The following is an 18,863-nucleotide window of genomic DNA, read 5'->3' as shown; positions in this document are numbered from 1 at the left end:
TCAATGCGACGAACGATGTTGATCGTTGCGGCACCGTTTATCAAAGTGTTTTACCCACCAGTAGCGATCCGCCACCTGCTCGCGGCCGCCGATACGCGCGCCCACCAGCCACAACAGCGCGCCGACGAAGATGCTCATGATGGCGCCGTGGGCGAAAAACTGCGGCAGATTGAACTGGGATACTTCAGCAATAATGGAGTATCCGACACCGCCGATCATCACGACCAGCCCCAGCCCCATAAAAAAGTTGCCCACTCTGTCCGCGCTTCTACGTTTCATATGCCACCTCCATGATTGCCATGTGCCAACCGGGATAACGCTGCAACTTGTTAACCCACTTTGATAAGTTAAGTATAGTCCCTGTTGCGGCAAGGGGATTGCGGAGGCGATCACAAATGGTAAAGAATTATTGACACTTCTTAACACGGCGCTGAAAATTAGCGGACAAATTGAATTATTCAGCTAATGAATCACTCGCCTTTCTTACCTAAGGTGACGGCAGAGATCGGGTTTTGTCATTCACCGCCCCGACAGGTAGACTAAGGCCCTTTCCATTACCCTGATCATAGCGAATCTCCCAGTGAGCAGTATTAAATTGATAGTCGGCCTCGCCAACCCGGGCGCGGAATACGCCCAGACACGCCACAACGCCGGCGCCTGGTACGTCGATCTGCTGGCCCAGCGCCACAATCAGCAGTTAAAAGAAGAGAGCAAGTTCTTCGGCTACACCGCCCGTTTGAACCTGGCGGGCAACGACGTGCGCCTGCTGGTGCCGACCACCTTCATGAACCTGAGCGGCAAAGCGGTGTTGGCGATGGCCAATTTCTATCGCATCGAACCCAACGAGATCCTGGTGGCGCACGACGAGCTGGATCTGCCGCCCGGCGTGGCCAAAATCAAGCTCGGCGGCGGCAACGGCGGCCACAACGGCCTGAAAGACATCCAGAACAAGTTCGGCAACAACCCGAACTTCTACCGCCTGCGCATCGGCATCGGCCATCCGGGCGACAAGAACAAGGTGGTGGGCTTCGTGCTCGGCAAGCCGCCGGCCGGCGAGCAGAAGATGATCGACGAAGCGATCGACGAATCGCTGCGCTGCACCGAGATGCTGATGAAGGACGGGCTGGAAAAAACCGTTCAGCGCCTGCACAGCTTCAAGGCGCAGGCCTGAACCTTGCCGCAGCGGGCGCCCTGCCCGCTGCCTGCTTTTAGCCGCGCGGGTTGAAGGTCTCCTCGCCCACGCGGCGCTCATCGGCGGTGAAGCCCTCTTCCGCCACATAATACTGCGGATCGTCCAGCTCATGGCTGCAGAACGGCCCGGCGCGCTTGAGCAGGCGCACGCAGTCAGCGCTCAGGTGGCGCAGACGAATGCTTTTCCCCGCCGCCAGATAGCGCGCCGTCAGCTTATCGATCGCCTCTACGCCGCTGGAATCCATCACCCGGGTGCCGGCAAAATCCAGCACCACGCTCTGCGGATCGCTCTGCGGGTCGAACAGCTCGGCGAAAGCCGCAGCAGAGCCGAAGAACAGCGGGCCATCCAGTTGATACACCGCCACCTCGCCCGTTACCTGCCGCTGACGCACGCGGATGCGCGCCTGCTGCCAGGCGAACACCAGCGCCGAAATAATCACCCCGCTGATCACCGCCACCGCCAGATCGGTAAAGATGGTGATCAGCGTGACGGCGACCATCACCAGCGCGTCCGCCTTCGGCATGCGGCGCAAGCGACGCAGCGAGCTCCACTCGAAGGTGTTGTAACACACCACCAGCATCACCCCGGCCAGCGCCGCCACCGGCAGCAGGCCGATATAGCGCGACAGGCTGACCACGAACAGGATCAGCAGGATGGCGCCTACCGTGCCGGAGATGCGCCCGCGACCGCCCGAGGTGAAGTTGATGATCGACTGGCCGATCATCGCGCAGCCGGCGAAGCAGCCGAACAGGCCGCATACCGCGTTACCGGCGCCCTGCGCGATACTCTCGCGGTTGCCGTTGCCCTTCTTGCCGCCCATTTCATCCAGCACCGTCATGGTCAGCAGCGATTCAATCAAACCGACCAAGGCGATCACCACCGCATAGGGCAGCACCACCCGCACCATCTCCAGGGTAAACGGCGCCGTCGGCAGGCTGAAGTGCGGCAGCGCGCCGGAAATGTCCGCCAGGTCGCCCACGCGCAGCGTGTGCAGGTTGAGGCCGATCGCCAACGCCGAGACCACCAGCAGCGCCGCCAGCGAAGACGGAATGGCTTTGGTCAGGCGCGGGAACAGCACCACCACCGCAATCGCCAGCGCCACCAGGCCGTACATCAGCGGGCCCTGCCCGGCGATCATCTTCAGCTGCGCCAGCATGATGACAATCGCCAGACCGTTGACGAAGCCGTGGATCGCCGGCAGCGGCACCAGCCGAATGAACTTGCCCAACCGGAAGGCGCCGATCAGAATTTGGATCCCCCCGGCAAACAGCGTGGCCCACAGCACGTAACCCATGCCGTACTGCGCCGCCAGACTCATCAGCACCACCACAATGGAGCCGGCGGCGCCGGAAACCATGCCCGGCTTGCCGCCGAACAGCGCCGTGACCAGGCCGATAATAAACGCGGTATGCAAACCGACGATCGGCGAAAGACCGGCGACCAGCGAAAAGCCAACCGCCTCGGGGATCATCGAAACCGCCACCACAAAGCCCGCCAGGACTTCATTTTTAACGTCCGCGATCCTGACGTTACTCAGGTTAAACATGCATTATTCACTTATGACAGATGACATCATCTCCCCGCGTAGCGGGTATGGGGTACCGCAAGGCGCGGCAGAGTGCAGGCGGGCACAGCTCAGGGTGGCGTAGGCAAGAAATACATCCGGCGCGTTTCCTGTCGGTTAATCGAAACGGCCAGTATGGGTAAATGTGATCCAAATCTCAATCAAAAACCGGTCGCCCGCGCTGCGCTCCCCCCCGCCAAGCAAGTCTGATCGAGATAAACGCCCATTACGTGTATAATGGCGGCATTATTTTGCCCTTTATGCAGTCGGTTAAACCTAACCAGCTGATAGTTAAGATATTTAAGGTGATTACAACATGGGATTCAAATGCGGTATCGTCGGCCTGCCTAACGTAGGCAAATCCACCCTGTTCAACGCGTTGACCAAAGCGGGCATTGAAGCAGCCAACTTCCCGTTCTGCACCATTGAACCGAACACCGGTGTGGTGCCGATGCCCGATCCGCGTCTGGATAAGCTGGCCGAGATCGTCAAGCCGCAGCGCATTCTGCCGACCACCATGGAATTCGTCGACATCGCCGGCCTGGTGAAAGGCGCGTCCAAGGGTGAAGGCCTGGGCAACCAGTTCCTGACCAACATCCGCGAAACCGAAGCCATCGGCCACGTGGTGCGCTGCTTCGAGAACGACAACATCATCCACGTCAACAACAAGGTCGATCCGGCCGAAGACATCGACGTCATCAACACCGAGCTGGCGCTGTCTGACCTGGACACCTGCGAGCGCGCCATCCACCGCGTGCAGAAGAAAGCCAAAGGCGGCGACAAAGACGCCAAGGCCGAGCTGGCGGCGCTGGAGAAATGCCTGCCGCACCTGGAAAACGCCGGCATGCTGCGCGCGCTGGATCTGACCGCGGAAGACAAGGCGGCGATCAAATACCTGAGCTTCCTGACGCTGAAGCCGACCATGTACATCGCCAACGTCAACGAAGACGGCTTCGAGAACAACCCGTACCTGGACACCGTGCGTAAAATCGCCGACGCCGAAGGCTCCGTGGTGGTCGCCGTGTGCGCCGCCGTGGAATCCGACATCGCCGAGCTGGAAGACGAAGAGCGCGACGAATTCATGGCCGAGCTGGGTCTGGAAGAGCCGGGCCTGAACCGCGTGATCCGCGCCGGTTACGAGCTGCTGAACCTGCAGACCTACTTCACCGCCGGCGTGAAAGAAGTGCGCGCCTGGACCATCCCGGTCGGCGCCACCGCCCCGCAGGCGGCCGGCAAGATCCACACCGACTTCGAGAAAGGCTTTATCCGCGCGCAAACCATCGCCTTCGACGACTTCATCACCTACAAGGGTGAACAAGGCGCCAAAGAAGCCGGCAAAATGCGCTCAGAAGGTAAAGACTACATCGTCAAAGACGGCGACGTGATGAACTTCCTGTTCAACGTCTAATCCCTTCCCCGCAGCGTATTTCTCCGCTGCCGGAAACGGAAAAATCCACGCTTCGGCGTGGATTTTTTTGTCTCTCGATTCTGCGTGTTAGCGCTCTGGATAAGAATCTAATGTTAAAAGTGCAACGTACTGAACGTTACGATGAGCAACGGACAGTTTTATTCAGTAGGCCCCTCATCCAGAATGATTAAATTTTCTGCTATTCAATACTTTAATATCTGTATTAAGATGACTTCACAATCTTTGGTTAATTAGTGAGTTAGATAAGGATTCTAGCGCTGCCTCTACCTGACCGAATGAGACCCACAAAAGTCAGTAGCAAAAAGATCAATGAGCTGGCAAACAAAGCTAAGCAGATACTTTCAAGAATTGACGAAGGTTTTGACGAACAAGATTCCGTTTTAGAAGCAATGATAGTCGAATGGAACAGCCAGGTTGCATGCCCCTATGCGTTTTCAGATTTCAGAGATTTCTCCTCCTGGACCAGTGCCAGGGAGTTCACCCGCATGGCTTTCAATCTGGAAAAATTCTATGCGGATTTTACCTGGGATGAATTGGTTCAAACACTTCGCTGTGTGTCTGATGCCAAAAGTAAGGCATCCGAACAAAATTTCGCTCTTGCACTGCTTGAGAAAAATTTTGATGGCAATCCATCAGACCTCATTTTTTGGCCGGATGAATGGTTCCAGGATCCTGATATGTTCCATGTTGACCTGACAACCGAAGAGATTGCCGGCTATTTAATGGCCCGCTCTGGCAGGTATTTAGCTGATGCGCCTGAAATAGAGTTAAAGTATCCGATCCCATGATCAATGCTTAAAGAACGGTACTGGCCTCTTTTCCAATCTGAACGCTCAATATTAGATGTTTGTGCGGCTTAAAGCGGCCTAATCCTAAAGGCTTTCCATATAGTTGAATGCGTTCATCAGCTCTTCTTCAGTTAACGGTGATTCCAGATTTGAGCCTGACTCTTTCTCAACTTTTATTAGAAGCTCACTGCGAGTCATTCCCAATCGGTTCGCCACATGGTTAGCACAACTGCGCGCGTGAGACGCTCTCTGTGCCAGCGGCATTGCCGTATTCAACACTTTTTTCCTCGCTGATGAATGAGACATGGCTTCTCCCTGCAAGCGACATTTTTATCCATTCTAACACTTCCGAAAAACAGCCTCTTGGAGGCTGCCTTTCAATTTCTTTCGGCAGATACAGTACGCATTATTTCATAGTCCACAAGCGTTTACCGTTGCTCATTATGTCCATTTCTCGCGGTTATCCCCCTCCCACACCGAAGGCCGGTTCTCGCTGCGCCATTTCTCCCCCGCCGTCGTTCCCGGCGCCGGGGGCTTCAAGCCTTCGATAGTCCACAGCGAGAACGGCGTTTCGTCCACGTGCAGCTCCCAGCGCAACCCGCGCGCGGCAAGGTAGGGTTGCAGGATGCGGGTGCAGGCCGCAAGGAATTGCTGCTGCTCTGCGTCGTTGTCCATGGCGCGCGCAATATGGTCGATGGTCACCCGCACGAAGTCATCAGCCGGTTCGCCGCCAAGATACGCCGTGCCGGGCGGCAGCGCTTGGAAGAAAACGTTGACGTAGAAGCGCGGCAAAAAGTCCTGGTACAGGGCAGTGACCTTCTGCGCAATCGCGCGTTTATCGGCGGCGCTGAAAGCCGGTTCAGGGTGGTAAATCTGCCACAGTGGCATCGCGTTATCTCCTCGGTAAAGCTGCGGGGTATCGACAATCGTTCTGGCCGGCAGCCTATGTCAAACAAAACTCCAATAATAAGAGTAATAACTCCAATCATTGAAGTGATCAAGCCGAGGCGATAAAATTATCCGCATTAGGGCGGCAAACGGAGGCAAGGCAACGTGAAAGCAAAAGGGTTTGAAGGTATGACGTGCTCGGTGGCCCACGTGCTGTCGGCATTGGGCGATCGCTGGGGCGCGATTCTCATGCGCGATCTGTTGCTGGGGCTCTCGCGCTATGACGATCTGCGCCAATCGACCGGCATCACCAACAACACGTTGGCCGATCGGCTCAAGGCGCTGGAAGGCAGCGGCCTTATCGAAAAGCGGCAATACCAGACGCGCCCCGATCGCTACGAGTATCTTCCGACGGAGAAGGGAAAAGATCTCGGGCTGCTGGTGATGGCGATGATCCAGATTGGCGACAAGTGGAACCTGTCCGAGCTGGCCGGGCCGCCGCTGCGCGTGGTCGACCGTGCGACTGGCCACCCCGCCACCCTGCGCGTGGTCGATGCCGTGACCGGCAAATCGCTGCCGGCGCAAAACCTGGCGCTGGCGGCCGGCCCCGGCGCCGATGAGATCACGCGATGGCGGCTGGCCGTAGGCCAGGCCCGTTAACGGCGCGCTACAGCAGCGCAATCATCTTCAGCAGTTCCACCCGATTACGGATGCCGAACTTCTTGCCGGCATTGTTGAGGTGCGAATAAACGGTTTTCGGGTGCAAATTCAGCCGCCGCGCAGTCTGGCGGATATCTTCCGTACGGGCGGTTTCACACAACACCGCCGCCTCGCCAGGCGTGATCGCCGCCGCCCGATGCCGGCTCACCACGCGCCGTTCGCCCGTCTCTTCACGGCGGACTAGCGCCGCGCAGGTTTCCCGCACCACCCGCAGCGCTTCCCGTTTGTGCAAAATCGCATCCGGCCGCGCCGCCGCGATAAATGCCAGGATCAGCGGCGAAGTCTTATCGACGAAGAACAGTATCCGGACGTCTTTATATTCAGCGCGGCAAAGGTCAACAAACCTCAAATAGGCTTCGAACCGATAGATTTCATGGGGAAAATCCATGATAATTAAATCAGGCGCCGGGCTTATATTTTTAACGATGTTAATATTAGGCGCAGATAAGGTTATCACCCCACCCCCCAATAATGTTTTCATACCTAACCGGCACAACGACGAACCGTCGATATAAATCACTCTCACTTTAATTCTCCTTATCAGCATGAAAACATGCTTCCACACCTTAGGCAGCTTGTCGCTGTTCTTTTTTGGGGTAATTCGCTTGCAAAGCACACCGATATAAAACATCTTGATAACATGTTTTTCAAATAATCACGCAGCAGTCAGCACGTTGATTAATACGCAAAAAAGGCATGAATGTTTCAAATTATTTCATAAGCAAAAACTGACAACCCAATAAAAACGCAACACAATGATATAGATCTATTTTCCATTTTGTATGACATAAGGGAAAATGAAAATAAATGTAACAACCCACACCACCACCTTATTACCATGCGGAAAACACCTATAGGGAAAATTCTTAGTTTGTTAGGATGAAAATCCATGTTTGCCGACGCGTTTAAAAAACAATTGCGCAACATGATTAATCAACAAACGCACGTCAGTAATTTATTACTGTCAGGAAAGCTTTTCTCTAAAGTTAATTAAAGGGCATTTCACATGAATGTTAAATTAGTCGCATTATCCATGCTGGCTCTCACCGGCGCCTGTGCGGCCGCCTCATCCAATACCGTGCAATTCAAAGGCGAAGTCAGCACGCAAACCTGTTCGGTGAATATTAACGGCAACCAATCCAACCCGGTCGTGTTGCTGCCGACCGTCGCCGCCAGCAAACTCGCCGCCAAAGGCGCCACCGCCGGCGACACCACTTTTACCGTTAACGTGACGGGCTGCGCCGCGGCGACCAGCGATACGGCGATCAAAACCGTGCTGGCGGGCAACAACCCGACTACCAACGGCAACCTGGGCAACGCGGGCGATGCGGCCAAGGTGTCCATTCAACTGCTGGACAGCGACGCCACCACGCCGCTGTCATTCGCCAGCGGTTCGACCGTCACCACGTCGGCGATGACGCTGGCGAAAGACGCCACCTCCACCTCACAGAATCTGGTGGCCCGCTACTACGCGGAAGACACCGGCGTGGCGGCCGGTTCGGTGATCGCCACCGCCCAGTTCGCCATTAGCTACAAATAAGCCGGCGTCAGGCGCCATACCTGTTGATGCCAGCGCCGTTCCTTAGCGGGCGGCGCTGAATGACTCGCTCCCTTTATCGGTTCACGTTTATGCCGCAGATAACCCGCTCCGCCCGCCGATGGGCCGCCCTGTCGCTTTGCCTGATGAGTTTTGCCGCCACCCACGCCTTGGCCAGCGTAACGCTGCTCGGCAACCGCGTGATCTACCCCGCCGAGGCGCGGGAAAAAACGCTGCAGTTCACCAATGACGACGGCACCCCGGCGCTGATGCAGATCTGGCTCGACATCAATAACCCGCAGTCAACGCCGGAAAACGCCGATGCGCCCTTTGTCGCCTCGCCGCAAATCTTCCGCATGAATCCGCACAGCGGGCAAATGGTGCGGCTGTCGTTCGTCGGCCAGCCGCTGGCGCGCGATCGCGAATCGCTGTTCTACCTCAACTTCCTGCAGGTGCCCGCCGTGCGTCAGACGGACAGCGACAAGAACAAACTGCTGCTGGTGGTCACCAATCGACTGAAGGTGTTCTATCGCCCCGCCGGGCTGGCCGGCGACGCCAACCACGTCATCGATCGCCTTAGCCTGCGCCAGGTCGGCAACGCGCTGCGCGTCGACAACCCGACCGGCTACTACGCCAACGTCAGCCAGGCCACGATCCTGAGCGGCGCGAAGCGCAGCGCCATTCCGCAGGCGGATCTGATCCCGCCGTTTTCGCAGGCCAGTTGGCCGGTGAACGGGGAGGTGCGGCAGGTCACGCTGCGCGTCATCAATGACTATGGGGTGGAAATCACGCGCACCCTGAACGTCGCGCGCTGAAACCAGACAGGGAGGTTTTCATGTTCGATGTCCGCAAGGCGACGCCGCTGCCCGCGCGCTGGTGCTGCGCGCTGCTGGCGCTGCCGCTGGGCTGCGCCGCCGCCGACGGCTATACCTTCGATCCCGCGCTGCTGCGCGGCAGCGTGCTGAGCAACAGCGCCCTGAGCCAGTTCAACCAACAGGACGCCGTCGCCCCCGGCAGCTATCAGATCGATCTGTACCTCAACGGCCAGTTTCTCGAGCGCGACCAAATTCGCTTCGTGCGCGCAGACAAGCAGGTGCTGCCCTGTTTCGATCGGCCGCAGCTGACACGCTTCGGGCTGAAGAATCCGCCGGCGGCCGAGGCGGAATGCCTGCTGCCCGGCCGGGATCTCAAAGACATCGCGGTGAACGCCGATATCTCGCGGCTACGGCTGGATCTGAGCATTCCGCAGGCGCTGTTGAACGGCCAGCCGCGCGGCAGCGTCAACCCCGCCAGCCTGGACAGCGGCGAATCGATGGCCTTCGTCAATTACAACCTCAACCAGTACCACGTCAGCTACCGGCAGGGGCAAACCCGCGATCTCGATTCGACCTACGCCAACCTGAACGGCGGATTCAACCTCGGGCTCTGGCGCTACCGCCAGCAGTCCAGCTACCGCTACGATCGGGAGTTCGGCGGTCACCTGGACACCAGCCGCCGCTACGTGCAGCGCGCAATCCTGCCCTGGCGCAGCGAAATGCTGTTGGGCGAAGGCTTTACCGACGGGCACTTCTTCTCCGGCCTGGGCTTTCGCGGCATTCAGCTCAGCTCGGACGATCGCATGCTGCCGGATTCACAGCGCGGCTATGCGCCGGTGGTGCGCGGCGTGGCGAAAAGCAACGCGCGCGTGACGGTGCTGCAGGGCAAAAGCACGCTGTACGAAACCACCGTAGCGCCGGGGCCGTTCGCCATCAACGATCTGTACGCCACCAACTACGCCGGCGATCTGACCGTAGTGGTGACCGAAGCCGACGGCAGCGTCAGCACCTTCACCGTGCCGTTCGCCGCAGTGCCGGAATCCATCCGCCCCGGCCAGTCTCGCTACTCCGCCATTGTCGGCCGTTCCCGCTACGTCGGCGACAACGATCTGTTCAGCGAAGTGACCTGGCAGCACGGCCTGACCAACGCCCTGACCTTCAACCTCGGCAATCAGCTGGCGGACGGCTATCAGGCGATGATGCTGGGCGGCGTGTACAGCAACGAACTGGGCGCCTTCGGCATGGACACCACCTATTCCCACGCCAGCCTGCCGGACGGCGGCGCCTCAGGCTGGATGCTGCATCTCTCTTACAGCCGAACCTTCAGCCCGACGGACACCACCTTATCCATCGCCGGCTACCGCTACTCCACCGAAGGTTTCCGCGATCTCAGCGACGTGCTCGGCGTGCGGCGCGCCGCCGTCACCGGCCAACGCTGGCAGTCCGACTCCTACCGCCAGCGTTCGCGTTTCGAGGTGGCCGTCAATCAGGGCATGGGCGCGTTCGGCAGCCTGACGATGTCCGGCTCGACCCAGGACTACCGCGATCAGCGCGGCCGCGATAATCAGCTCCAGTTGGGCTGGGGGAAAACCTTCGGCAACGGCGTGGCGCTTAACCTCTCCGTCACCCGCACCCGCAGCCTGGGCTACAGCAACGGCGACTACCGCGGCTACGGGCCGCTGGACAACGTCTACAGCGCGCCGCTGGCGCAGAACACGCAGACCGTCACCGCCCTGTCGCTGAGCTTCCCGCTCGGGCGTTCGTCATCCGCCCCCAGCGTCTCGCTGCTGGCCAACCACAGCCAGGGTCAGGGCGGCAACTATCAGGCTGCGCTGTCGGGCAGCGTCGGTGACGAGCAGCCAGTCAGCTACGGCCTGAACTTCACCACCGACGACGATCGCCAACAAAGCATCTGGGGCGGCAACCTGCAAACCCGCCTGCCCTACGCCAACGTCACCGGCTCGTTCTCCACCGCGCGCCAGTATCGACAAGGCTCACTGTCGCTGCAGGGCGCGGTGGTGGCGCACCGCGGCGGCGTGACATTAGGGCCGTATGTCGGTGACACCTTCGCCCTGATCGAGGCGCCCGGCGCCAGCGGCGCGCAGGTGATGGACGGCCAAGGCGCGCGTGTCGATCGCTTCGGCTATGCGCTGGCGCCGGCGCTGGTGCCCTATCACTACAACACCGTCGCGCTGAACCCCGAGGGCATGAATGACAAAGCGGAACTGGAAGACGGCCAGCGGCGCGTCGCGCCGTACGCCGGCGCCACGGTGCGCCTGCGCTTCAACACCGTGCGCGGCCAGGCGCTGCTGATCACCGCGCAGCGGCCCGATAACGCGCCGATCCCGATGGGCGCCAACGTATTGGATAAGGCGGGGAACAGCGTGGGCATGGTCGGCCAGGCCAATCAGGTGTATCTGCGCAGCGACCAGAATGCCGGTGTGCTGACGCTGAACTGGGGCGACGCGCCCGGTCAGCAGTGCACGCTGCATTACCGCCTGCCCGTCGCGGAAGACAGCCCGATCCAACGGCTCAGCGCCCCGTGCCGCTAGCCCGTTTAACTTATCTCAGGAGAGACGATGAAACGCATTTCTTATCTGGTCGCCGCCCCGGCGCTGTTCGCCCTGTCGCTGTTCGGCGCGCCCGCGGCGCTGGCGCAATGCACGCGGGTCGCCCCCTGGATCGACTCCGGCTGCGATCCTTGCGGGGTGGGCACGGCGCTGGGTCGGGTCAACCTGACCAGCACCTATCTGCAGCCCGTCGGCACGCCGCTCGGCACCAGCGTGTTCGATCTGACCTCCGGCACCCGCTATCCCGATCCCAATAAGGTGCTGTATGAATGCGATGCCGGCGATGTCGGGCAAATTTATGAAGTCTTCGCCACCAACGGCGACGATCGCGTCGGCGGCTATTACGATCTGGGCGCCAGGGACGGCAACCCCAACTATTACGCCACCTACTTCCCTTACGTCGGCATCCGTTTGACCCACCTGGATTCCGGCAAGGTTTTTACCCGTTACTGGCAGTCGGCGCCGATTACCCGCTACGCCACCGTGGGCAACAAAATCCAGATCCGGGTGAAAGACTTCAGCGCCATCCGCGCCGATCTGATCCGCATCAGCTCGCTGCCGGGCGCGGGCGCCAGCAACTACTGCGGCTACAGCGCCGGCAACCCGCTGGTGGGCATGGCGTCGACCACCGGCAATTCGAACTATACCTGCACGCAGCCGAACGGCTATGTCACCTTTCAGGGGCCCGGCATCGCCTCGGATCCTATCGGCAGCGATTCCGCCACCAACTACGCCACCTGGGGCACCGGGCGCTGGAATGCGATGGGCATGGGCACCGCACCGATCTCTTCGCTGACCTATACCGCCACCTGCGTGGCGCGCAACGTCACGCCGCTGGTGATCCTGCCGACCCTCTCCGTCAGCCAGTTGACCGCCGGGCAAACCTCACAGGCGCAGTTCACCCTCAATATCGAATGTGACAACGCCGCCGTGTCCGGCGTCAGCAGCAACAATACCGCCCTCGGCCTGCAGGTGCCGTATGAAAGCTATGTCGCGGCGCAGCGACTCGGGTTGGTCAGCGCCAACGGCGGCGTGAGTTACCTGCTCTCCAGCGGCTACGGCACCGACAGCAGCGTCGCTACCGGCGTGGGCATCGCGCTCGCCAACGCCGGCAACGGCGCGCCGATGAACTTTGTCGGCTGGGCGCGCTGCAGCGCCGGGCAATGCCCGCAGGGCAACGACGCCGGCTGGTATCCGGTGCTCAACGGCGCCAGCGGCGGCGGCAGCACCGCGGCGGGGTTTACCCACTACACCACCCAGCTCACCGCCACGCTCGCCCGGCTGCCTGGCCAAACCGTCACCGCCGGCAAGGTGGACGCCAGGGCCTACGTCTGGGTTAAGGTGCAATGATGAGAAAGAAATGCCTGATTATGGGATGCGCCCTGCTGCTGGCGCTGGCTTCCATCGGCGCGCAGGCGGGCATCATCGCCTCCGCCACGCGGGTGATTTTCCGCGAAGGCGAGACGGAAAAAACCCTGATGCTGCTCAACACCAACGGCTATCCGATCGTGGCGCAAACCTGGGTCGATAACGGCGACGTCAACGCCGCCCCCGAACTGTCCCGCGCGCCGTTTGTCACCCTGCCCAGCGTATTCGCCCTGCAGCCTTCGGCGCTGAAAGGGCTGCGGATCCTGTTTGCCGGCGCGAGCCTGCCCGCCGACAGGGAGTCGGTGTTCTGGCTTAACCTGTATGAGATCCCGCCCAGCCGGCCGGCCACGCCGCCGCTGGCGTCGCGCGTGACGCTGGCGATGAACACGCAGATGAAAATCTTCTACCGCCCCAGCGCGCTGAAGGGAAACGCCGACAACGCGGCCAAGGTCGTTTCGTTCACGCTGCAAAAATCACCGGGCGGCTATCTGCTGCGCTGTCACAACCGGTCGGCGTTTTATCTCTCGTTCGCTCGCATCACCGTGCAAACCGACAGGCGCGATGCCCCGGTGCGGCAAGAAAGCGACATGATGACCGCGCCATTCAGCACGCGAGATTATCACCTGGACAACGTTGCAGCGTCGGAACTTCCCTCTCAGATCACCGTTCAGGCCACCCTCATCAACGACCAGGGCCAACAGATCGTCAAGTCATACACAGCAAACCCATAACGATAAAAAGCAGCACATTTTTTAAGTACAGGAAATAGGGAAAATGAGTCTAAGCAGATTCCAGCTACAGTTTCACCTGGAGAAACAGGCCAACATCATCAGGCAGTCACCGGCGTTTCACGCCGCCATCGTCAAACACGGGGAGTTATTGAAAGAGACCTACAAGAAACATCCGCTGTTTTACAAAATCATCTTCAGGAACAGCCGGTTCATCATTTGTTCCACCATCCTGTCCATTTATTACCATCAGCCCGCCGCCGGGCTGAAAGACATCAAAGCCTTTTTTAAAGGGAAAAATTTGATCAGCGAGAACTCCCTGGACTCCTTTCTGTTTTTTTTGCGGGTCGGGCGCCGGTTGGAGGTCAAACCCTGTGAGCATGACAAACGCCAGTTACGCTATAAGCCTACGCCGCACGCGCTGGCGGAAACCCAGGCGCTGATCGCCTCAATGGCGCGGCCTTATCAGGCGCTGGCGCCACAGATGCCCATCGCGACGCTGCTGGCGGCGCCCGGCTTTCTGTCCACCTTTTTCGCCGCCTACGGGCAACTGATGCTCAAGGAGATCTACCTGATCGATCTGGTGCAACAGTCAGGGCTGTTTATCAGCAAAGATGCCGGCCACATGGTGCTGTTGATGCTGTTTATCGAAAGCATCCGACAGGACGCCCCTTTTCTGCTGCTCTCCTCGGCCAAAATCGCCAAGTCCTGCTCCGTCTCACGCGCGCACGTGAACCGCATTCTGCAGGCGGCGGAAAAATCCGGCCTGCTGACCACCACCAATAATGTGGTAATCGAACTCAACAGTTCGTTCTTCATCATGGCGGAACGCTATTTCAGTCTCTATTTTGCGATGGTCGAATTCGGACTTGAACGGGTTTGGCAAACGCAACAATCCGCCTCGCACTCCTGAGCCCTTTACCGCGCCCGCAATACCCGATCGATCAACCCCCAGACCGCCGCTTCGTCGGCGGTCATGAAGCGATCGCGATCCAACACCCGCTCCACCTCTTCATAACTTAGGCCGCAATGTTGGGCATACAGCCGAATCACCCGGTCTTTGGTGCGCTTCATCTCTTCGGCGTGGATCAAGATGTCGGAGGCCTGCCCCTGAAAGCCGCCCAGCGGCTGGTGCACGTGCAGGCTGGCATTAGGCAGCGCCATGCGGTGCCCCGGTTCGCCGGCCATCAACAGGAACGACCCCATCGAACGCGCGGTGCCCATGCACAGCGTATGCACCGGCGCGCGGATATACTGCATGGTGTCGTAAATCGCCAGCCCGCTGGTGATCGCCCCGCCCGGCGAGTTGATGTACAGGTGGATCGGTTTTTCCGGGTTTTCCGCCTCCAGAAACAGCAACTGGGCACACAGCATTTCGGCCACGTCGTCGTTGACTTCGCCGTTAAGGAACACGATCCGATCGCGCAGCAGGCGCGAATAAATATCAAAGGAACGTTCTCCCCGGCTGGTCTGTTCCACCACCATCGGGACGAGCATCATCTTCTCACGCATCGGTGAACTCCTGGGTTGGCAACAAAGAGAAATGTGTTTAACGCGTCAGGCGGCGCGCATCACCGTCGGCGGGCCATCGTTGGCGGCGTCGAGCTGGTGGATAATCCGCAGCAGGCTGCCGCCGCCGGCGTCCGGCACGATCTGCAGGGTGACGACGCTTTCGAGAAACGGCGGTTGGTCGTCGCGCAGGCGATAGCTCACCGCCTCGCCCGGCGTGGCGGCCAACGGTTCAGCCTGCGCCAAATCTCCCGTCGGCAGCCATTGCTCGCGCAATTCGGGAACGCTGAGCGCGCGCCACACTTTTTCCGGCGGCGCCTCGATCGCATACTCCAACACCAGCCGGTCGCGCGGCGGCCGCTCAGCCTGTTTGTTCATTGATCCATGTCCTTCAGCAAGGTTTGCAGCGCGTCGATGCGCGCCGGCCAGTAGGCGCGGTACTTCGCCAGCCACTGGGCGATCTGCGCCAGCCCTTCCGGGTCGACCTGGTAATTGACGCAGCGCCCCTGCTTCGTCTCGCGTACCAGTCCGGCGTTACGCAGCACCGCCAGGTGTTGTGACATCGCCGACTGGCTGATGGGCAGCCCTTCGCGCAACGCACTGGCGTTCATGCTGGCGACAGCGAGTTTGTCGAAGATGCGGCGGCGGGTTGGATCGGCCAACGCCTTGAAGATGTCATTTTCGTTCATATAAACACATTAGTATTCACTTATGTATTATGCAACCGAGCACGGCATTTTTTGCTGCAAAAGAGACTCCGCGCCGCAGCGCGGAGTGAATGGACGAGGCATGATCGCGCTTATGAACGGATCGGGATCACCAGCACGTCGATATTCAGTTGGTTGATGGCGTTGCGGGTAGAGGAAAACAGGTTGCTCCACAGATCGTGGTGATGGCCGAACACCAACAGATCGATGTTCTTGTCCACGACCGCCGTGCGTAGTTCGTCAACGAAGCCGCCGCGCCCGATAATCACTTCCGCGATCGGGTAATTGACGTTTTGCGTGGTGGGTTCCAGCTCTTTGCGGATCTTCTCTTCGAACGGCACGCCGTCATAGCTGCGTTCCGAAAAGCCGATCGCCGCGTGGTAGGTGTCGTAGTGGACGTCCACATAGATCAGCGAGAGTTTGGCCTGCAGCGCCTCCGCCAGCAACGCCCCCTTTTCGACCAGCCGTTTGCCGTCATCGCTCAGATCGGTGGCGATGACAATATGGTGGTAACACATAGCGCCTCCTGTCATGGACTCGGTTGAGCCGAGGCTCCGATATCACGCCGGGGTCATATCGTTATGATTAATTTTAGTTCAGAAATGGCGCTCATGGCGGGAGGTGATGCGGTAGGAAAGCCCCGTTGCCGGGGCTGAAGGCAGAAATTATTTCTCGCGCTGCGCCTCAAACCAGACGTTGCACAACGACAGGATCAGCGTGTTGGCGTCTTTCACCAGCACGTTATCGCCGGGCACCCCATCAGTGCCCTGATCGGTGATGCCTTTGATGACGGTATCCGCGTGCTGAATGGCCACACGCTCGACCGACGGCGTGCTGATGCCCAGCATCGGGAAATCGATATAGGAGCTGCTGCCGGCATTGTCCTCGACAAACTCCTGCGCTTCTACGGTGCTGACGGTCGCCCCTTCGCTTTTCAGCGCCGTGTCGTTCCAGCTGAACGCATCCGCCTTATAGCTGATTTTGCCGCCGATCAGGCTCTGCGCCTGTTGCTGATCCCAGCAGCCGGTGGTTTGAGTCGGCACAATTTTGCTGACGCGCCAGTTGCCCAGCAGCTGTTTAGGGATCGGTCCGGTATCGCTCTCCGCCGCCCGAACCTGAGTCGCCGAGACGCAGGCCAACACCACCAGCGGCAGCAGCGCCTTGCTCCAAGTGTTCAATCGCATTGTCTATTCCTTCGTTTCAGTACCCAGTCTGCCCTTACGGGCCAACGGCTATCATAATAAGCCCGCCGATTCGCCGTCAAAACAATCCGCACCGCGCCGGGCAGCGGCCGCTCATAGCTAATCGCTATGAGTCATAGTGAATCAGTATTTTGTTTTAGCCCAGCGATTACCTACAGTCACTGCCACTATTCTGCCCGCCAAAATTAGCAGGCAATGTTGACAAGGACCCTGGGAAAATGACATTTACGCTGAAAAACCTCACGTTGGCGCTGGCCGCCGCCGGCACGCTGCTGCTGACCGCCTGCGGCCCGACCGCACAGGACGAGCACCACATCAAGGTCGGCATCAGCGCCGGCATCGATCAGTCGCTGTGGGCGGTAGTGCAGAAGGTCGCCAAGCAAAAATACGATCTGGACGTGGAGGTGGTGACCTTCAACGATTACGTGCTGCCGAACGAAGCGCTGAACAATGGCGATCTGGACGTCAACGCCTTCCAGCACAAGCCTTACCTGGACAAGCAGATGCAGGAGCGTGGCTACAAGCTGGCGGCGGTGGGCAATACCTTCGTCTACCCGATCGCCGGGTATTCGAAGAAGATAACCGCACTCAGCCAGTTGCCGGACGGCGCGCAGGTGGCGGTGCCTAACGATCCGACCAACCTGGGCCGTTCGCTGCTGCTGTTGCAAAAACAGGGGCTGATTACCCTGAAAGACGGCGTCGGCCTGCTGCCGACCGCGCTGGATATCGTCAGCAACCCGAAAAAGCTGAAGATCGTCGAGATTGAAGCGCCGCAACTGCCGCGCGCGCTGGACGACCAACAGGTGACGCTGGCGATCATCAACACCAACTATTCCAGCCAGATTGGCCTGTCGCCAGCCAAGGACGGGCTGTTTGTCGAAGACAAAAACTCGCCTTACGTCAACATCTTCGCCAGCCGCATCGACAACAAAGACAGCGAGAAAGTGAAGGATCTGGTCAAGGCCTACCAGACCGACGAAGTGGCGGCCAGCGCCGCCGACATCTACAAAGGTGACGCCGTCAAAGGCTGGTGATCCTCTCCCCGCATGCCCGTGACGCTCGGCCACGGGCCATGCCAACCTCAGCCGCGCTGAATGGACACGCCGCCGTCCACCAGCATCGCGGTGCCGGTGACGAATGAGGAAGCGTCAGACGCCAGATACAGCGCCGCCTGCGCGATCTCCTCCGGCATCGCCAGCCGCTTCAGCGCGTGCAGATCGGCCACCTGCGCCAAGGCTTCCGGGGTATTGCTCATCTGCCGCCCCATCGCCGTATCGGTGCCTCCCGGCAGCAGCGCGTTCACCCGAATGCCGCGCCCGCCAAACTCCACCGCCAGCGCCTGCGTCAGGCCGATCAGCCCCGATTTGCCGGCCGCATAGGCCGCCGTACCGGGAAACGCCGCGGTGTGGCCGACGAACGTGGAGGTGAAGATCACCGAGCCCGCGCCGCGCGCCAGCATGGCGGGAATTTGATGCCTGGCGCCGTAATAGGCGCTGGACAGGTTAGTTTCCAGCACCTCGCGCCATTCTGACGCGCTGAGCGCCAGCGACGGCCCCAGCGGCCCCAACGTGCCGGCGTTGTTGAAGGCGATATCCAGGCCGCCGAATTCGTCGACCGCCGTCGCCGTCAGCCGTTCGGCGAAGGCTTCGTCGCGCACGTCACCCGCCACCGCCAATGCTCGGCCGCCCTCGCGCCGAATGTCCTCCACCAACTCGGCCAACAGCGGCGCGCGCCGGGCGCCCAACACCAGCGCCGCCCCCTGCCGGGCGAACAGCAGCGCCGCCGCTTTGCCGATCCCCGAACTGGCGCCGCCGATCACCGCCACCTTGCCGTTTAATGCATTCAT

The 18,863-nt window shown here is 59.8% G+C and carries 22 protein-coding genes; 11 read left to right on the top strand and 11 right to left on the bottom strand.

Features of this window, described 5'->3' with window-relative positions:
• On the bottom strand, positions 1–279 hold the full coding sequence (ychH, locus tag IT763_RS09290; protein WP_004941056.1) for a stress-induced protein YchH: 279 nt from the start codon (positions 277–279) through the stop codon (positions 1–3).
• Positions 280–580: 301 nt separating this feature from the next.
• On the opposite strand from ychH, the gene pth reads away from it, so the two are divergent.
• Positions 581–1,171 carry an aminoacyl-tRNA hydrolase gene (pth, locus tag IT763_RS09285; RefSeq protein ID WP_028128042.1) on the top strand — a complete coding sequence of 197 codons (591 nt, stop codon included), beginning with the start codon at positions 581–583 and terminating at the stop codon, positions 1,169–1,171.
• A gap of 37 nt (positions 1,172–1,208) precedes the next feature.
• On the opposite strand, the gene IT763_RS09280 is transcribed toward pth, so the two are convergent.
• Positions 1,209–2,738 (bottom strand): SulP family inorganic anion transporter, encoded by a 1,530-nt coding sequence (locus IT763_RS09280; protein ID WP_206195360.1) that lies wholly within the window; start codon positions 2,736–2,738, stop codon positions 1,209–1,211.
• Positions 2,739–3,072: 334 nt separating this feature from the next.
• Between IT763_RS09280 and ychF the strand changes: the two genes are divergently transcribed.
• Both ychF and IT763_RS09270 read left to right on the top strand, forming a co-directional pair.
• The gene (gene ychF, locus IT763_RS09275; protein ID WP_004941048.1) at positions 3,073–4,164 is read left to right on the top strand and encodes a redox-regulated ATPase YchF; all 1,092 of its coding nucleotides are present in this window, start codon (positions 3,073–3,075) and stop codon (positions 4,162–4,164) included.
• Between the two features lie 278 nt (positions 4,165–4,442).
• Positions 4,443–4,973: a hypothetical protein gene (locus IT763_RS09270; RefSeq protein ID WP_151254696.1), complete on the top strand. Its 531-nt coding sequence runs from the start codon at positions 4,443–4,445 to the stop codon at positions 4,971–4,973.
• 84 nt (positions 4,974–5,057) lie between these two features.
• On the opposite strand, the gene IT763_RS09265 is transcribed toward IT763_RS09270, so the two are convergent.
• Together IT763_RS09265 and IT763_RS09260 are read right to left on the bottom strand one after the other, a co-directional pair.
• Positions 5,058–5,279 (bottom strand): hypothetical protein, encoded by a 222-nt coding sequence (locus tag IT763_RS09265; protein ID WP_075335069.1) that lies wholly within the window; start codon positions 5,277–5,279, stop codon positions 5,058–5,060.
• Positions 5,280–5,414: 135 nt separating this feature from the next.
• Entirely contained in the window at positions 5,415–5,861 is a 447-nt protein-coding gene (locus IT763_RS09260; protein ID WP_151254695.1) for a tautomerase family protein, read from the bottom strand.
• A gap of 189 nt (positions 5,862–6,050) precedes the next feature.
• Here IT763_RS09260 and IT763_RS09255 point away from each other — a divergent pair, with 189 nt between their 5' ends.
• The gene (locus tag IT763_RS09255; RefSeq protein WP_241005496.1) at positions 6,051–6,521 is read left to right on the top strand and encodes a helix-turn-helix domain-containing protein; all 471 of its coding nucleotides are present in this window, start codon (positions 6,051–6,053) and stop codon (positions 6,519–6,521) included.
• 7 nt (positions 6,522–6,528) lie between these two features.
• Here IT763_RS09255 and IT763_RS09250 read toward each other — a convergent pair whose 3' ends face one another.
• Positions 6,529–7,212: a helix-turn-helix transcriptional regulator gene (locus IT763_RS09250; protein ID WP_241005495.1), complete on the bottom strand. Its 684-nt coding sequence runs from the start codon at positions 7,210–7,212 to the stop codon at positions 6,529–6,531.
• Positions 7,213–7,587: 375 nt separating this feature from the next.
• On the opposite strand from IT763_RS09250, the gene IT763_RS09245 reads away from it, so the two are divergent.
• Genes IT763_RS09245 through IT763_RS09220 form a run of 6 tightly spaced genes read left to right on the top strand, consistent with a single transcriptional unit; the run spans position 7,588 to position 14,512 of the window.
• Positions 7,588–8,121, top strand: a complete 534-nt coding sequence (locus IT763_RS09245; RefSeq protein WP_028128040.1) for a fimbrial protein — start codon at positions 7,588–7,590, stop codon at positions 8,119–8,121.
• 59 nt (positions 8,122–8,180) lie between these two features.
• On the top strand, positions 8,181–8,933 hold the full coding sequence (locus IT763_RS09240) for a molecular chaperone (RefSeq protein ID WP_228009676.1): 753 nt from the start codon (positions 8,181–8,183) through the stop codon (positions 8,931–8,933).
• Between the two features lie 20 nt (positions 8,934–8,953).
• Positions 8,954–11,485, top strand: coding sequence for a fimbria/pilus outer membrane usher protein (locus tag IT763_RS09235; RefSeq protein WP_143778888.1), 2,532 nt, complete (start codon positions 8,954–8,956; stop codon positions 11,483–11,485).
• Between the two features lie 27 nt (positions 11,486–11,512).
• Entirely contained in the window at positions 11,513–12,853 is a 1,341-nt protein-coding gene (locus IT763_RS09230; RefSeq protein WP_016928116.1) for a fimbrial protein, read from the top strand.
• A complete protein-coding gene (locus IT763_RS09225) occupies positions 12,850–13,602 on the top strand; it encodes a molecular chaperone (protein ID WP_240429836.1) in 753 nt (250 codons plus the stop codon). The genes IT763_RS09230 and IT763_RS09225 overlap by 4 nt, the downstream gene beginning before the upstream one ends.
• Positions 13,603–13,645: 43 nt before the next feature.
• Positions 13,646–14,512, top strand: coding sequence for a hypothetical protein (locus IT763_RS09220; protein ID WP_016928118.1), 867 nt, complete (start codon positions 13,646–13,648; stop codon positions 14,510–14,512).
• Between the two features lie 5 nt (positions 14,513–14,517).
• Here IT763_RS09220 and IT763_RS09215 read toward each other — a convergent pair whose 3' ends face one another.
• The 5 genes from IT763_RS09215 to IT763_RS09195 all read right to left on the bottom strand — a co-directional run bounded on the left by IT763_RS09215 (position 14,518) and on the right by IT763_RS09195 (position 16,999).
• The gene (locus IT763_RS09215) at positions 14,518–15,111 is read right to left on the bottom strand and encodes an ATP-dependent Clp protease proteolytic subunit (RefSeq protein ID WP_016928119.1); all 594 of its coding nucleotides are present in this window, start codon (positions 15,109–15,111) and stop codon (positions 14,518–14,520) included.
• Between the two features lie 45 nt (positions 15,112–15,156).
• Entirely contained in the window at positions 15,157–15,486 is a 330-nt protein-coding gene (locus IT763_RS09210; protein ID WP_016928120.1) for an SRPBCC domain-containing protein, read from the bottom strand.
• Positions 15,483–15,797 (bottom strand): helix-turn-helix transcriptional regulator, encoded by a 315-nt coding sequence (locus IT763_RS09205; protein WP_016928121.1) that lies wholly within the window; start codon positions 15,795–15,797, stop codon positions 15,483–15,485. Before IT763_RS09205 ends, IT763_RS09210 begins: the two co-directional genes overlap by 4 nt.
• Before the next feature lie 110 nt (positions 15,798–15,907).
• Positions 15,908–16,333 carry a universal stress protein gene (locus IT763_RS09200; protein ID WP_015377548.1) on the bottom strand — a complete coding sequence of 142 codons (426 nt, stop codon included), beginning with the start codon at positions 16,331–16,333 and terminating at the stop codon, positions 15,908–15,910.
• Positions 16,334–16,480: 147 nt separating this feature from the next.
• Positions 16,481–16,999: a hypothetical protein gene (locus IT763_RS09195; protein ID WP_016928122.1), complete on the bottom strand. Its 519-nt coding sequence runs from the start codon at positions 16,997–16,999 to the stop codon at positions 16,481–16,483.
• A 236-nt stretch (positions 17,000–17,235) separates the two neighbouring features.
• Between IT763_RS09195 and metQ the strand changes: the two genes are divergently transcribed.
• Positions 17,236–18,051, top strand: a complete 816-nt coding sequence (gene metQ, locus IT763_RS09190) for a methionine ABC transporter substrate-binding lipoprotein MetQ (protein ID WP_016928123.1) — start codon at positions 17,236–17,238, stop codon at positions 18,049–18,051.
• Between the two features lie 47 nt (positions 18,052–18,098).
• Here the strand turns inward: metQ and IT763_RS09185 are convergent, their stop codons facing one another.
• The gene (locus IT763_RS09185; RefSeq protein WP_004940984.1) at positions 18,099–18,863 is read right to left on the bottom strand and encodes an SDR family oxidoreductase; all 765 of its coding nucleotides are present in this window, start codon (positions 18,861–18,863) and stop codon (positions 18,099–18,101) included.

Source organism: Serratia sp. CMO1, from assembly GCF_015689115.1.
GTDB lineage: Bacteria > Pseudomonadota > Gammaproteobacteria > Enterobacterales > Enterobacteriaceae > Serratia > Serratia marcescens.
This window is presented reverse-complemented; position numbering and strand designations above follow the sequence as displayed.